Annotated in this window: 14 protein-coding genes; 9 read left to right on the top strand and 5 right to left on the bottom strand. The window is 65.9% G+C overall.

Going from position 1 to position 14,230, the window contains the following annotated elements:
* Together cobT and Q0Q36_RS23720 are read left to right on the top strand one after the other, a co-directional pair.
* Positions 1–1,730 (top strand): cobaltochelatase subunit CobT (cobT, locus tag Q0Q36_RS23715; RefSeq protein WP_293802134.1); only part of this gene is annotated, 1,730 nt, incomplete at its 5' end.
* Positions 1,730–2,728, top strand: coding sequence for an esterase-like activity of phytase family protein (locus Q0Q36_RS23720; protein WP_293802136.1), 999 nt, complete (start codon positions 1,730–1,732; stop codon positions 2,726–2,728). The genes cobT and Q0Q36_RS23720, both read left to right, overlap by 1 nt.
* A gap of 182 nt (positions 2,729–2,910) precedes the next feature.
* Here the strand turns inward: Q0Q36_RS23720 and rpmB are convergent, their stop codons facing one another.
* Positions 2,911–3,198 carry a 50S ribosomal protein L28 gene (rpmB, locus tag Q0Q36_RS23725; RefSeq protein ID WP_293802138.1) on the bottom strand — a complete coding sequence of 96 codons (288 nt, stop codon included), beginning with the start codon at positions 3,196–3,198 and terminating at the stop codon, positions 2,911–2,913.
* A gap of 289 nt (positions 3,199–3,487) precedes the next feature.
* On the opposite strand from rpmB, the gene Q0Q36_RS23730 reads away from it, so the two are divergent.
* Positions 3,488–4,300 (top strand): DUF3108 domain-containing protein, encoded by an 813-nt coding sequence (locus Q0Q36_RS23730; protein WP_293802139.1) that lies wholly within the window; start codon positions 3,488–3,490, stop codon positions 4,298–4,300.
* Between the two features lie 9 nt (positions 4,301–4,309).
* Here the strand turns inward: Q0Q36_RS23730 and Q0Q36_RS23735 are convergent, their stop codons facing one another.
* Positions 4,310–4,642, bottom strand: coding sequence for an NIPSNAP family protein (locus Q0Q36_RS23735; protein ID WP_293802141.1), 333 nt, complete (start codon positions 4,640–4,642; stop codon positions 4,310–4,312).
* A gap of 2 nt (positions 4,643–4,644) precedes the next feature.
* Positions 4,645–5,829, bottom strand: coding sequence for a pyridoxal phosphate-dependent aminotransferase (locus tag Q0Q36_RS23740; RefSeq protein WP_293802143.1), 1,185 nt, complete (start codon positions 5,827–5,829; stop codon positions 4,645–4,647).
* A 253-nt stretch (positions 5,830–6,082) separates the two neighbouring features.
* Between Q0Q36_RS23740 and Q0Q36_RS23745 the strand changes: the two genes are divergently transcribed.
* The 6 genes from Q0Q36_RS23745 (at position 6,083) to denD (ending at position 12,517) form a co-directional block, all read left to right on the top strand.
* Positions 6,083–7,903: an IlvD/Edd family dehydratase gene (locus Q0Q36_RS23745; protein WP_293802145.1), complete on the top strand. Its 1,821-nt coding sequence runs from the start codon at positions 6,083–6,085 to the stop codon at positions 7,901–7,903.
* A 362-nt stretch (positions 7,904–8,265) separates the two neighbouring features.
* A complete protein-coding gene (locus Q0Q36_RS23750) occupies positions 8,266–9,105 on the top strand; it encodes an isocitrate lyase/phosphoenolpyruvate mutase family protein (RefSeq protein ID WP_293802147.1) in 840 nt (279 codons plus the stop codon).
* Entirely contained in the window at positions 9,102–9,428 is a 327-nt protein-coding gene (locus Q0Q36_RS23755; RefSeq protein WP_293802148.1) for a hypothetical protein, read from the top strand. The genes Q0Q36_RS23750 and Q0Q36_RS23755 overlap by 4 nt, the downstream gene beginning before the upstream one ends.
* A complete protein-coding gene (locus Q0Q36_RS23760) occupies positions 9,425–10,594 on the top strand; it encodes a GNAT family N-acetyltransferase (RefSeq protein ID WP_293802150.1) in 1,170 nt (389 codons plus the stop codon). The genes Q0Q36_RS23755 and Q0Q36_RS23760 overlap by 4 nt, the downstream gene beginning before the upstream one ends.
* A 15-nt stretch (positions 10,595–10,609) precedes the next feature.
* Positions 10,610–11,356 (top strand): SDR family oxidoreductase, encoded by a 747-nt coding sequence (locus Q0Q36_RS23765; protein ID WP_293802152.1) that lies wholly within the window; start codon positions 10,610–10,612, stop codon positions 11,354–11,356.
* A gap of 177 nt (positions 11,357–11,533) precedes the next feature.
* Positions 11,534–12,517, top strand: a complete 984-nt coding sequence (denD, locus tag Q0Q36_RS23770) for a D-erythronate dehydrogenase (RefSeq protein WP_293802154.1) — start codon at positions 11,534–11,536, stop codon at positions 12,515–12,517.
* A 61-nt stretch (positions 12,518–12,578) separates the two neighbouring features.
* Here the strand turns inward: denD and Q0Q36_RS23775 are convergent, their stop codons facing one another.
* Together Q0Q36_RS23775 and Q0Q36_RS23780 are read right to left on the bottom strand one after the other, a co-directional pair.
* Positions 12,579–13,436 carry a GGDEF domain-containing protein gene (locus tag Q0Q36_RS23775; RefSeq protein ID WP_293802156.1) on the bottom strand — a complete coding sequence of 286 codons (858 nt, stop codon included), beginning with the start codon at positions 13,434–13,436 and terminating at the stop codon, positions 12,579–12,581.
* A 220-nt stretch (positions 13,437–13,656) separates the two neighbouring features.
* A partial coding sequence (locus Q0Q36_RS23780) for a GNAT family N-acetyltransferase (protein WP_293802158.1) occupies positions 13,657–14,230 on the bottom strand: 574 nt, incomplete at its 5' end.

Genomic DNA, 14,230 nt, shown 5'->3' on the forward strand with positions numbered 1-14,230 from the left:
CCGAGCCGCCGCGCAAGCTCAGCCCCGGCGATGTCGCGATCCTGCGCGGCCATGCTGATTCGATGGCGCTTCGGCTCGCCTGCCATGATGCTGCGATCCACCGTCGCGCCGCGCCCGAGGGCGATGCGGCGCGCGCTGTGTTCGATGCGGTCGAGCAGGCCCGCGTCGAATCGATCGGCGCGCGGCGGATGTCCGGCATGGCCGGCAACATCACGGCGATGCTGGAGGACCGCTATCATCGCGGCGGACGCTACGAGGAAATCACTGACCGGGCCGACGCGCCGCTGGAGGATGCGCTGGCCTTGATGGTGCGCGAGCGTCTGACAGGCCTGAAGCCGCCCAAGGCGGCCGAGAAGGTCGTCGAGCTCTGGCGCGAGCAGATCGAGGCCAAGGCCGGCTCGGAACTCGACCGACTCACCAAGGCGATCGAGGACCAGCGCGGCTTCGCCCGCACGGTGCGCGACATGCTGGCCGCGCTCGACATGGCCGAGCAGAGCGCGCAGGGCGACGAATCCGACGAGGACGAGGACAACCAGGACCAGTCCTCCGAGGACCAGCAGCAGCAGGAAGGCGAATCCGAGCAGGAGAGTGGCGCTGACCGCTCCGAGGTCGAGGTCAGCGAGGACGCGACCGAGGAACTGCAGGAGGGCGCCTCCGAGGCGACCGACGCGCCGGCCGGCGACTGGGAGGAGGAGGACGAGAACTCCGAATCCGAGGAGGCCGGCGAGGCGCCGCGTCCGCGCGAGAGCCGCGGCAACGAGCGGCCGCAGACCGATTACAAGGCCTATACCCAGAAGTTCGACGAGGTCGTCACGGCCGAGGAGCTCTGCGACGCCGAGGAGCTGACGCGCCTGCGCGCCTATCTCGACAAGCAGCTCGCTCATCTCCAGGGTGTGGTCGCGCGCCTCGCCAACCGCTTGCAGCGGCGCCTGATGGCGCAGCAGAACCGGACCTGGGAATTCGACCTGGAGGAAGGCGCGCTCGATCCGGCCCGCCTGCCGCGCATCATCCTCGACCCGTTCCAGCCGCTCTCCTTCCGGCAGGAATCGGACACGAATTTCCGCGATACGGTCGTCACGCTGCTGATCGACAATTCAGGCTCGATGCGCGGCCGGCCGATCACGGTCGCAGCGACTTGCGCCGACATTCTGGCCCGGACGCTGGAACGTTGCGGCGTCAAGGTCGAGTTGCTCGGCTTCACGACGCGCGCCTGGAAGGGCGGGTTGTCTCGCGAGGCCTGGCTGCAATCGGGCAAGCCGGCCAATCCCGGCCGCCTCAACGATCTCCGCCACATCATCTACAAGGCGGCCGATGCGCCCTGGCGGCGCGCGCGCAAGAATCTCGGCCTGATGATGCGCGAGGGGCTGCTCAAGGAGAATATCGACGGCGAGGCGCTGGATTGGGCGCATAAGCGCATTCTCGGCCGGCCCGAGCAGCGCAAAATCCTGATGGTGATCTCGGACGGCGCGCCGGTCGACGATTCCACCCTCTCGGTCAATGCCGGCAACTATCTCGAACGGCATCTGCGCCATGTCATCGCCGAGATCGAGACGCGCTCGCCGGTCGAGCTGATCGCCATCGGCATCGGCCATGACGTGACGCGCTACTATCGCCGCGCCGTCACCATCGTCGATGCCGAGGAGCTGGGCGGGGTGATGACAGAAAAGCTCGCCGAGCTGTTCGAAGAGGACGGGCCTGCGGGCTCCGGCTCCAAGCGCCGCGGGCATTGATGCGAGTCACGCGCCGCGCCGCGCTGGCAGGTCTCGGTGCGCTCGCTTTGCCGGGCGCGGTGCGGGCGGCGGAGCAGACGCGCTTCCCCGTCGGGATTTCGGCTCGGCCGCTTTCCGCCTTCGAGCCGCGCCGGCCGGAGCAGCGCCGTTTCGGGGCCTTACAATTCCGCAGCGGGCTCGTGCTCTCGTCCGGCCATCCGCGCTTCGGCGGGTTTTCGGGCCTCGCACGATTGAATGGCGGCCGCGATCTCGTCTCGGTGACGGATCGCGGCTATTGGCTGACGGCGAGGGTCGCCTATAGCGACGGCAAGCTCTCCGGCCTCGAAGGCGGAGAGATGGCCGCTATTCTCGGTGCTTCCGGTCGGCCGCTTGCCCGCTCGGGGCTGTTCGACGTCGAGAGCCTCTGCATCCATGAGGGCGTCGCCCATATCGGGATCGAGCGCAAGCACGAGATCGCCCGTTTCGATTGGGCGCGCGACGGCATCGAGGCGCGTGCGCGGGCCGTGCTCGTACCGCCCGAGATCAAGCGCCTGCCGAGCAATCGTGGGCTGGAAGCGCTCGGCGTCATGCCTGCGGGGCCGCTGAAGGGGGCGCTGGTCGCGATCGCGGAGCGATCGGGCAAAGCAGACGAGTCGACGCTCGGCGCCATTCTCGGCGGGCCGCAGCCCGGCCTGTTCAAGCTCGCTCGCCATGATGGCTACGACATCACCGACCTCGCCTTCCTGCCCTCAGGCGACATGCTGGTGCTGGAGCGCTGGTATCAGCCGCTGCGCGGCGTCGGCATGCGGATGAGGCGAATCGCCGGGCGAGACATCCGGCCGGGTGCGCTGGTCGATGGGCCGCACCTGATCGAGGCCGATATGGGTTTCGAGATCGATAACATGGAGGGGCTATCGGTCCATCAGGAGCAGGGACGCACGATCCTCACCCTGATTTCGGACGACAATTTCTCGTTCCTCCAGCGCACGCTGCTGCTGGAGTTCGAGCTGATCCAGTAGAGCGTCATGGTCGGGCTTGTCCCGGCCATCCACGTCTTCATCCAAGCAGTGCGGTGTTCAAGACGTGGATGCTCGCCACAAGGGGGAGCATGACGGCTGGGCCAAGCCCAAACGAAAAAAGCGGCCTTGCGGCCGCTTCATTCAAACCCGGAAGGAGTGCCGGTCTTGAAAAGATTTGCCGCTCAGTTGGCGGCGAGCTTCTTCTCAAGGTCGCGCTTCAGCGAGAGGGCGCCCGTCGAAAGGTCGCCGGCCGCAGCCTTGAGCAGGAAGGCGTCGAGGCCGCCGCGATGCTCGACCGAACGCAGGGCGTTGGCCGAAACGCGCAGGCGCACCGAACGGCCGAGCGCGTCCGACTGCAGCGTGACGTTCACGAGGTTCGGACGGAAGACGGTCTTCGTCTTGCGGTTCGAGTGGCTGACGAGGTGGCCGGTGAGGGTGGCTTTCCCGGTCAGTTCGCAACGGCGGGCCATGTTATCGTTCCTTACGTTCCCGGGGGCGCTCAAATAAAAAAACCGACACGCGACGTGCCGGCGAGCACCGGAAGTCAATTTGAAGTCGGGGGTTCCATAGCCAAGGGCGTAGGCTTCGTCAAGGAAAACTCCGGCAAGCCGTTCACATGGCCTTCAGCGTTAACGGGGTGTAAAGATCGGGGTCCGATGCTTCAACCGGCCGTCGCTTCGCCGCGCGGGGAAGACGGTCACGATTCGGGCCGATTCAGAGGGCATTCCGCGCAGGATCGCGCCGTTCCGGAGACAATGGATGAAGTCCGCCGCCGCATCGTCCCTCGCAGGCCTTGCCCTCGCTGCCTGTTGGGGCGCGGGTGCCGATGCCGCCTCGCTCGACGCGCGCTATGACGTTTCGCTCCTGGGAATCACCTTGGGCACGGCGAGCCTCAGCGGTGGAATCGATAATTCCGGCTACAAGCTCGACATGACCGCCAAGCTCACGGGGATAGCCGGCGGCGTTACGGGTGGGCGCGGCTCCGGCGCGGCGACGGGCGCGCTCGTCGGCGGCAGGCTTGCGCCGAAGACCTTCGCGGTGAGCTCCGCCAATTCCAGTGAGAGCCGCACCGTCCGGATGGCCTTGGCCGAGGGCAGCGTCGCCGGCATCGATATCGAGCCGCCGATCGACGAGAAGCCCGATCGCGTGCCGCTCAACGAGAGCCACAAGCGCAATATCGTCGATCCGCTCAGCGCCTTCCTGATGCCGGTTACCGGCAAGGGCAAGGATGCCGCCTGCAATCGCACGCTGCCGATCTTCGACGGCGCGGCGCGCTACGACATCAAGCTGTCAAGCGCCGGCACCCGCAACGTGAAGCTGGAAGGCTATAGCGGCCCGGTCTCGATCTGCCAGGCGCGCTATGTGCCGATTGCCGGCCACCGCGCCCTCCGGCCCAGCACCAAATTCATGGCCGAGAATCGCGACATCACGACCTGGCTCGCGCCCATCGCCGGCACCGATGTGATGGTGCCGGTGCGCATCTCCGTGAAGACGATGATCGGCACGGCCGTGATCGAGGCCTCGAGCTTCAAGGTCGATCCCGGCGTGACCGCCAGCGCCGCGCGGAACTGAAGCGCCGCTTCAGGGCGCGCGCTTGACGCCCTGGTCGTCCTCGAAAACCGGCCGGAAGAAAGAGCGCTCATAGCTGATGATGAAGCGTTCCTTCTCGTTCATCGCGAAGGCCGCCTGGCATTCGCGATCATTGAAGGAGCGCTTGCGGTAGTCCTCGTAGGCCGCGAGCGAGGGAAAGCTGAACATCGCCAGCGCGACGTTCGACACGCCCTCCGACGGCATGAAATAGCCGTGGTGCTTGCCGCCGAACTTCTCGACCAGACGGATCCAGAGCTTGCCATAGGCCTCGAAGGCTTCGAGCTTATGGGGATCGATGATGTAGCGCAGGTAGCAGGTGATCATGGTCAGGCCGCCTTCGCGTTGCTGAGGAAGGTCTTCATCCGCTCCAGCGCCCTCTCGATATTCTCCAGCGAATTGGCGTAGGAGAGGCGGATATAGCCCTCGCCATGGACGCCGAAATCGGGGCCGCCGATGGTGGCGACGCCGGTTTCCTCCAGCAGGGCCGAGGCCAGCTTCTTCGCCTTCCAGCCGGTCTGCGAGACGTTCGGGAAGGCGTAGAAGGCGCCGCGGGGTTCGATGCAGGAAACGCCGGGCAGGCCGTTCAGGCCCTTGACCACCGCCTTCCGGCGGCGGTCGAATTCCGCCAGCATCATATGCACGGCGTCCTGCGGGCCGGTCAGTGCCGCAAGTCCCGCCCATTGCGCGGGGGCGTTGACGCAGGAATGCGAGTTCACCGCGAGCTTGCGGGCATTGTCGAGCAGCGGCTTCGGCCAGACCGAGTAGCCGAGGCGCCAGCCGGTCATCGCATAGGTCTTCGACCAGCCGTTGAGCAGGATCAGCCGGTCGCGGATCTCGGGATAGCTCAGCAGGCAGACATGCTTCTCGCCGTCATAGACCATCTGGTCGTAGATCTCGTCCGACATCACGGCGACATCGGGGAACTTCTCGAGGCCCGCGACGAGCTTGTCGATCTCGGCCTTGGGCGTGACGCCGCCGGTCGGGTTCGCCGGCGAGTTGATGATGAGCAGGCGGGTCTTCGGCGTGATCAGCGCCAGCGTCTCCTCGGCCGAGAAGGCGAAGCCGTTTTCCTCGCGGATCGGCACCGGGATCGGTGTCGCGCCGGTGTATTCGATCATCGAGCGGTAGATCGGGAAACCGGGATCCGGATAGAGGATTTCGGCGCCGGGTTCGCCGAACATCAGAATCGCCATGAACATGGTGACCTTGCCGCCGGGCACGATCATCACGCTCTCGGGCGAGACCTCGACGGAAAAGCGCTTGTGCAGGTCGGCGGCGACCGCCTCGCGCAGCGGCAGGATGCCATTGGCCGGGGTATAGCCGTGATGGCCGTCGCGCAGCGCCTTCACCGCGGCCTCGACGATGTGATCCGGCGTCGAGAAATCCGGCTGGCCGATGCCGAGATTGATGATGTCCTTGCCCTGGCGTTGCAATTCGGTGGCGCGCGCCAGCACCGCGAAGGCGTTCTCCTCGCCGATGCGGGAGAAGGAGGGGACGACGTGAAGGGTCATGGCGCGTTTCCTCGGGCTCTGGCGTGGCGGCCGGCTCACCCTGTCTTGGCGCCAAACCGACACGGCTGGCAAGCGCGGGCGGCGCATCGCAGGATTGTTGCATGCTGCATACAGCATGATTAAATAGTATGACTATCAGCCAGATTGGGCCTTGCCGAGCCGCAGGCGATGGGCATGATGGCTAGTCTCAAATCGTTTGAATGTGAGATCGGCAAGCGGCCGCCAGCGCCGCGCCGAACGAGAGGAAACGAGGATGGCCAAGGCACCCGGCAAGAAGCCCGTTCGGCGCATCAAGCCCGAGCAGTTGCGCTCGAAGGCGTGGTTCGACAATCCCGACAATGCCGACATGACTGCGCTCTATATCGAGCGCACCATGAATTTCGGCCTGTCGCGGGAGGAGCTGCAGTCGGGCCGGCCGATCATCGGCATCGCCCAGACCGGCTCCGACATCGCGCCCTGCAACCGCCACCATATCGAGCTGGCCTCGCGCGTCCGCGACGGCATCCGCGAGATGGGCGGCGTGCCCTTCGAATTCCCGATCCATCCGATCCAGGAAACCTGCAAGCGGCCGACCGCCGCGCTCGACCGCAACCTGCAATATCTCTCGCTGGTCGAGATCCTCTACGGCTATCCGCTCGACGGCGTCGTGCTGACGACCGGCTGCGACAAGACTACGCCGGCCCAGATCATGGCGGCCGCGACGGTCGATATCCCCGCAATCGCGCTGCCCGGCGGGCCGATGCTGAACGGCTCGTTCCGCGGCGAGCGCACGGGCTCCGGTACGATCGTCTGGAAGGCTCGCCAGATGATGGCGGCTGGCGAGATCGACTATAAGGGCTTCGTCGATCTGGTCGCTTCGTCCGCGCCCTCGGCCGGCCACTGCAACACGATGGGCACGGCCTCCACGATGAACTCGCTGGCCGAGGCCATGGGCATGACGCTGCCCGGCGCCGCCGCGATCCCCGCGCCCTATCGCGACCGCTACGAGATGGCCTATCTCACGGGCAAGCGCATCGTCGAGATGGTCTGGGAGAACCTGATCCCCTCGAAGATCCTGACGCGCGAGGCGTTCGAGAACACCATCGTCATCAACTCGGCGATCGGCGGTTCGACCAATGCGCCCGTCCATGTCAATGCCATCGCCAAGCATATCGGCGTCAAGCTCGACAACGAGGACTGGACCAAGATCGGCTACGAGATTCCGCTGCTGGTCAACCTGCAGCCGGCCGGCGAATATCTCGGCGAGGACTACTATCGCGCCGGCGGCCTGCCCGCCGTGATCGCGGAGCTGATCGAGAAGGGCAAGCTCAAGCCCGCGATCACCGCCAACGGCAAGACGCTCGAAGAGAACTGCAAGGGCGCCTTCTCGATCGCCCGCGAGGTGATCAAGAGCTACGACCAGCCGATGAAGGCGCAGTCGGGCTTCCTCAACCTCTCCGGCAATCTGTTCGATTCCGCGATCATGAAGACCAGCGTGATCACGCCGGAATTCCGCAAGCGCTATCTGGAGAACCCGAAGGACCCGATGGCCTTCGAGGGGCGCGCCATCGTCTTCGACGGGCCGGAGGATTACCACCACCGCATCGACGATCCGGCGCTCGCCATCGACGAGCACTGCATCCTGTTCATCCGCGGCGTCGGCCCGATCGGGTATCCGGGCGCAGCCGAGGTCGTGAACATGCGGCCGCCGGACTACCTTATCAAGAAGGGGGTCACCGCGCTGGCTTGCGTCGGCGACGGCCGCCAGTCCGGCACCTCGGGCTCGCCCTCGATCCTCAACGCTTCGCCGGAAGCGGCGACCGGCGGCGGCCTCGCCATGCTCAAGACCGGCGACAAGGTCCGCATCGACCTGAAGAAGCGTACGGCGAACATCATGATCTCGGATGCGGAGCTGGCCGAGCGCAAGGCGGCGTTCAAGGCGGCCGGCGGCTACAAGTATCCGAAGAGCCAGACGCCCTGGCAGGAGATCCAGCGCAAGATCGTCGACGAACTCTCCGAGGGCATGGTCCTCAAGCCGGCGGTCAAGTACCAGAAGATCCACAAGAAGTTCGGCATTCCGCGCGATAATCACTGAGGTGAAGCGCTTCTGAAAGGGTGTCATCCCGTGCGCGCTGCGGCATGCCAATGCCGCGGCGCAGACACGGGACAGTCACCCGGAAAAGGCGCATTCTCGAGCGCGGCGATGGGCGCCTTCCCGTCGTACGATCCCGCATCCGCGCAGCGGCATTGCATGCCGCAGAGCGTGCGGGATGACACTCTTCATGGCGCTCCGTCGGTGCGCTTCCACCCCCGCTTTCGCCAACGCCACTCCCCACGCCATTCCGCCCGCGCATCGGCGTTCGCTGCGCGACGCGCGCCCAACGGGGCTGACAAACGGGACGACCCTCGACACTATGGCAGCTATTCGCCCCGCTTCCATTTGAAACGATTTAAATCATGGCACAGAGCCCTCAGGTCGAAGCCTTCCGCAAGCTCCACGAGGCCGGCTGCTTCGTGATGCCCAACCCTTGGGATTTCGGCTCGGCCCGCTGGCTGCGCGGGCAGGGCTTCAAGGCGCTGGCGACGACCAGCGCGGGCTATGCCTTCACGCAGGGGCGCGCCGACCAGGACGTGCCGCGCGACATGATGCTGGGCCATATCGCGGAGATCGTGAAGGCGGTGCCCGACCTGCCGGTCAATGCCGATTTCGAGAACGGCTATGCCGATACGCCTGACGGTGTCGCTGCCAACGTCAAGCTCTGCGTCGCGACCGGAGTAGCCGGCCTCTCGATCGAGGACGCGACCGGGCGCCAGGACGAGCCGCTTTACCCCTTCGAGCTGGCGGTCGAGCGGATCAAGGCGGCGCGTAAGGCGATCGACGAGACCGGCTCCGGCGTCGTGCTGACGGCGCGCGCCGAATGCTTCCTGACCGGCCATGCCGAGCCGCTGAAGGAATCCGTGCGGCGGATCGAAGCCTATGCCGCCGCCGGCGCCGACGTGCTCTACGCGCCCGGCCCGAAGACCCCGGCCGATATCGCGGCCATCGTCAAAGCCGCCGGTGGCAAGCCGGTGAACACGCTGATCTATGGCGATTTCGGTCTGTCGGTTGCGGATGTCGCGGCGACAGGGACGCGGCGCATCTCGATTGGCGGGGCGCTGGCGCGGGCGGCCTGGGCCGCCTTCATCGAGGCGACGCGCCTGATCGCCGAGGAGGGCAGTTTCAAGGGCTTTGCCGGCAACGGCGCCTCGGCCCCGCTGAATCCGTTCTTCACCAAAGACCTCGCGGAGCGCTCATGAGCGGTACGCTCCTGATCGCCCCGGCCTGGCTCGGCCGCAGCGGCCTCTGGACGATCGACGCGAAGGGCCGGCGCAAGGCGATCGACGCCGAGGACGCCGGCTTGTCCGATGATCTCGCGGATCGGCTGGAAGCCTGGATGGATACGTTCGACGCGATCTATGAAGAGGATGACGAGGCGCGTTCGCGCTTTCCCGACGCTGTCGAGCAACGGGCCTGGGAGGCGGAGGGAGCGGCCATCGTCGAGGCTATCCGCGAGGAGTTGGGCACAAGCTGGACCGTCACCGCCGATCTCGCCGGCTGGCAGGAGATGACCAAGCCATGATGCCGCCGATCGCGCCGCCCGCTCAGTCCACCGTCCCGGAAGATTGGAAAGCGCCGCCCTTTCCTCCGGCCAAGGTCCTGGAAGGCCAGTACTGCCGGCTGGAGCCGCTGGATGTCGCCAAGCATATCGACGACATCTGGGCCTGCGATATCGCGCGAGACAGCGTCTGGGACTGGCTGCCGGCCGCGCCGCCGAAGAACAAGGAAACATATCGCGCGCTGCTCGATAGCATGGTCGCCAAGACCGGTATCGTTCCGCTGGCGGTGATCGACAAGGCCGACGGCAAGGCAAAGGGCCATCTCTGGATCATGGAGATCAGGCCTGAACACGGCGTCTTCGAGGTTGGCTGGATCACCTATTCGCCGGCGCTGCAGCGGACACGCGCGGCGACCGAGGCGATCTATCTCGTCGGCGATTACGGCTTCTCGCTCGGCTATCGCCGCTACGAGTGGAAATGCAACAACCTGAACGAGCCTTCCAAGCGCGCCGCCTTGCGCTTCGGCTTCCAGTTCGAGGGCCTGTTCCGCCAGCACATGGTGGTGAAGGGCGCCAATCGCGACACCGCCTGGTTCTCGATCCTCGACGAGGAATGGCCGGTGCGCGCCCAGGCTTTCCGCCGCTGGCTCGCGCCCTCGAATTTCGACGCGCAAGGCCGGCAGAAGCTCGCGTTGGGCGCCTTCAACCAGATCGCGGGGCAGGCGGGCGCCGTTCCGCTCCGGCGGGCCGGGCTGGCCGACATCCCGGCGATCCTGGCCCTGAAGAACGCTGCCTATACGCCGAACGAGAGCATCATCGGCGTGCCCTCGCTGCCGCGCATCGCCGATTACACGCAGGTCGTTGCCGAGCATGAGGTCTGGCTTGCGGAAGGCGAGGGCGGCGAGCTGGAAGCTGCGCTGGTGCTCGATATCGAGCCTGAGGATTTCACGATCTGGAGCGTGGCCGTCTCCCCAGAGGCCGGCGGACGCAGGCTCGGGGCGGCCCTGATGGGTTTCGCCGATGAGCGGGCGCAGGCGCTCGGCTATGCTTCGGTCCATCTCTACACGCATGCCAAGCTGACCCAGCGCATCGGCTGGTACGAGCGGCTGGGCTTCACCATCACGCATCATGAGGACATGGCCGACCGGCGGCTGACCCATATGCGCAAGACCTTTGCAAAAGCCGGCTGATAAAAGGAAACGAGCATGGCAGGACGTTTGAAGGGCAAGGTTGCGGTCGTCACCGCCGCGGGGCAGGGGATCGGCCGGGCCATCGCCGAGGCCTTCGTCGCGGAAGGTGCCACCGTCTGGGCGACCGACAAGGATGTCGCGCTGCTGGAGGGCATTCCGAAGGCGAAGAAGCGCAAGCTCGACGTGCTCTCGTCCAAGGCGGTCAATGCCTTCGCCGAGAAGGTCGGCCCGATCGACATCCTCGTCAACGCCGCCGGCTTCGTCCATCACGGCACGGTGCTCGACACCGACGACAAGGCCTGGGATTTCTCCTTCGACCTCAACGTCAAGTCGATGCACCGCACGATCCAGGCCTTCCTGCCGGGCATGCTGGCGAAGGGTTCGGGCTCGATCGTCAACATTGCGTCGGGCGCCGGCTCGGTGCGGGGCATTCCGAACCGCTATGCCTATGGCGCGACCAAGGCGGCGGTGATCGGCCTGACCAAGGCGGTCGCGGCCGACTACATCAAGAAGGGCGTGCGCGCGAACGCGATCTGCCCCGGCACGATCCAGTCGCCCTCGCTCGACCAGCGCATCAAGGACCTCGCCCAGGCGACCAAGACGACCGAGGCCGCCGCAAGGCAGGCCTTTATCGATCGGCAGCCGATGGGCCGGCTCGGCACGGCCGAGGAGATCGCGGCGCTCGCGGTTTATCTCGCGGCGGACGAGTCGAGCTACACCACCGGCCAGATCCATCTGGCGGATGGCGGCTTCGCCCTCTGAAATCTGCTACGGCGCGTCATCCCGGACGGAGCGAAGCGGAGATTCGGGATCCATGCCTGAAGCTGGATCGGAAGCGTTCCGGCATGGATCCCGGGTCAAGCCCGGGATGACGCCGCAATTCTTCTTTCAAGTCGACGCGCGTTGAAGCGCATAACCCGAACGTTCAGGACAGATCCGATGCATATTCTCGTTCTCGGCGGCGCCGGCATGGTCGGGCGCAAGTTCATCGAGCGGCTGGCGCGCGACGGCAATCTCGGCGGCAAGCCGGTGACGCGCGTGACGGCACAGGACGTCGTCGTCGCTTCGCCGCCGCCGGCCGCGCCCTTCGATTTGGAGGCGGTGGTCTCCGATCTATCGCTCCCCGGCGAGGCCGAGAAGCTGATCGCGGCGAAGCCCGAGCTCATCGTCCATCTTGCGGCGATCGTCTCCGGCGAGGCCGAGGCCGATTTCGACAAGGGCTACCGCATCAATCTCGACGGCACGCGCTACCTTTTCGAGGCGATCCGCAAGGCGGCGGGTGGCTACAAGCCGCGCGTGGTCTTCACCTCCTCGATTGCGGTGTTCGGCGCGCCGTTCCACGACAAGATCGAGGACGAGTTCTTCACCACGCCGCTGACGAGCTACGGCACGCAGAAGGCGATCGGCGAGCTGCTGCTTTGCGACTATTCGCGGCGCGGCTTCTTCGACGGCGTCGGCATCCGCCTGCCCACGATCTGCGTGCGGCCGGGCAAGCCGAACAAGGCGGCTTCCGGCTTTTTCTCCAACATCATCCGCGAGCCGCTGAATGGCGAGGAAGCGGTGCTGCCGGTTTCCGACCAGGTGCGCCATTGGCACGCCAGCCCGCGCTCGGCGGTCGGTTTCCTGATCCATGCCGCGACGATGGATACCGCCGCGATCGGCCCGCGCCGGGCGCTGACCATGCCGGGCTATTCCTGCACCGTCGCCGAGCAGATCGAGGCGCTGCGCAAGGTCGCCGGCGAGAATGTCGTGAAGCGGATCAAGCGCGTGCCCGATCCGGTGATCGACGGGATCGTCGCCGGCTGGCCGCGCAACTTCAACCCGCAGCGCGCGCTGGCGCTCGGCTTTAAGTCCGAGGCGAATTTCGAGGAGATCATTCGCGTGCATATCGATGACGAGCTGCACGGCACGTTCGTGAAGTGAGCTAACAACAAGGGCGGCCCGCAAGGCCGCCCTCTTCGTATCATCAGAGGTCGCTCGGGCCTTAGTCCGGCGCCGCCGTCTGCATCACGGCAGGCTGGGCCTCAATGGTCTGGACCTGATTCCGGCCGCCGCCCTTGGCCTGGTAGAGGTAGTCGTCGGCGATGCGCAGCATGTCCTTGAAGTGCTCGCGCGCGATATTTCCTTCATGCACGCCGAAGCTCGCGGTGACATGCCGGCCTCGCAACGTCTCGATCTGCAAGGCGGCGATCGCTTCCCGCAAGCGCTCGGCGATCAGCATGGCCTCCTTGAGATTGGTGCCTGGCAGGAAGGCGCAGAATTCCTCTCCGCCCAACCGCGCCACGAGGTCATAGGGGCGCAGCACGCGCTTGGCGGTTTCGGCGATGGCGACGAGGACCTCGTCTCCGGTGTCATGGCCGAACGCGTCGTTGATGCGCTTGAAATGGTCGATATCGAGCACGATCACGGAGAGCGGTTTTTGTTCGCGGCGCGAACGTGCGATTTCGGAACTGACCACCTCGGCCAGCCAGCGGCGGTTGCCCAGGCCGGTCAGCGTGTCCGAGAAGGCTTGGCGCTTCAGGCGGCTGAGCTTCTCCTCGAGGCTGTTGATCAGCGCACGCACCTCGTCGGTCAGGCGGCCGAGATCGTCGTCGCGTTGCTTGACGAGGCGGGGAATGTGGCTTTCGAGCCGGTAGCTCTTCAGCCCGCGAGCGAGATCACCGACCGGCAGCAAGAGATGGCGCATCACGACGAAAGCAAAGGCGGTCCCGGCGATCGTCGCCAAGAGAATGATCAGCAGGACGGCTTGCGCGCTGATCGCCGCGCCAGATGCGACATAGGCTGCGATGGAAATGATCGGGATATGGGTTGCAACGAAACAGCCGGCAAAAGCCTGAGCCACCAAAGAAGAACTTAGAAATTCTCGAATCCGCGTCGTCTTACGTTTCACAAGGCACACTCCGCTTTGTTCAGAGTGCGCAACGGCTACCAACCGGGGGTTTCACCGGGTATGACTAACTTCGTTCGCATTTTAACGAACGCCATCGTCTCCACAGTAAAAGAGGGAGGCGGTCGGTGACCGTCACCCTGTGGTAGTGCGTCGGTGCGAAGGGCCTGCCCGATCAAGCCGGGCAGGGCTCGGCCTGCTCCTGCTGGCGGCGCGGCGGGATGCTCTGCGCCGGCTGGCCGCGCGCAGGCTCCTCCTCCGGCTCCAGCTCGGGTGCATGAGCCCAGCCACTTGCGCTCCAGCTCTTCAACGCCGCCCAGGTCGAGCGGTCGAGCCGGAACTGCTCGCAGGGGAACAGCCCGCCACGTGCCGGCAGCGACTTGAGGAACGAGCCCTCGGACCGGAAGCCGGACTTCTCCAGCACCCGCCGCGAGGCCGGGTTGATGACGCGGGTATCCGCCTCGATCGCCGGCAGATCGATCAGCGAGAACAGGCTGTCGATCAGGCCCTGCACTGCCTCGGTGGCGTAGCCCTTGCCCCAATGCGGGGTGCCGAGCCAGTAGCCGATGAAGGGCACGCCGGTCGCCTGCTTGTGCGCGCTGATCATGCCGATCAGTTCGTTAGGCTTCGCCCGAGGGGTGATCGCCAGGGCGAGATGCTCGCCCAGCGCATTGCCCTTGCGCGCCCCGAAGACGAAGGGCTCGACCGCCTGGGACGGGTAGGGATGGGGAATCGATGCCGTCATCTCC

Origin of the sequence: uncultured Allobosea sp. (assembly GCF_945957345.1) — a bacterium.
GTDB lineage: Bacteria > Pseudomonadota > Alphaproteobacteria > Rhizobiales > Beijerinckiaceae > Allobosea.

Coding starts and splice junctions, on each gene's coding strand:
- Q0Q36_RS23720 (WP_293802136.1), top strand. CDS start 1,730: ATGCGAGTCACGCGCCGCGCCGCGCTGGCAGGTCTCGGTGCGCTCGCT.
- rpmB (WP_293802138.1), bottom strand. CDS start 3,198: ATGGCCCGCCGTTGCGAACTGACCGGGAAAGCCACCCTCACCGGCCAC.
- Q0Q36_RS23730 (WP_293802139.1), top strand. CDS start 3,488: ATGAAGTCCGCCGCCGCATCGTCCCTCGCAGGCCTTGCCCTCGCTGCC.
- Q0Q36_RS23735 (WP_293802141.1), bottom strand. CDS start 4,642: ATGATCACCTGCTACCTGCGCTACATCATCGATCCCCATAAGCTCGAA.
- Q0Q36_RS23740 (WP_293802143.1), bottom strand. CDS start 5,829: ATGACCCTTCACGTCGTCCCCTCCTTCTCCCGCATCGGCGAGGAGAAC.
- Q0Q36_RS23745 (WP_293802145.1), top strand. CDS start 6,083: ATGGCCAAGGCACCCGGCAAGAAGCCCGTTCGGCGCATCAAGCCCGAG.
- Q0Q36_RS23750 (WP_293802147.1), top strand. CDS start 8,266: ATGGCACAGAGCCCTCAGGTCGAAGCCTTCCGCAAGCTCCACGAGGCC.
- Q0Q36_RS23755 (WP_293802148.1), top strand. CDS start 9,102: ATGAGCGGTACGCTCCTGATCGCCCCGGCCTGGCTCGGCCGCAGCGGC.
- Q0Q36_RS23760 (WP_293802150.1), top strand. CDS start 9,425: ATGATGCCGCCGATCGCGCCGCCCGCTCAGTCCACCGTCCCGGAAGAT.
- Q0Q36_RS23765 (WP_293802152.1), top strand. CDS start 10,610: ATGGCAGGACGTTTGAAGGGCAAGGTTGCGGTCGTCACCGCCGCGGGG.
- denD (WP_293802154.1), top strand. CDS start 11,534: ATGCATATTCTCGTTCTCGGCGGCGCCGGCATGGTCGGGCGCAAGTTC.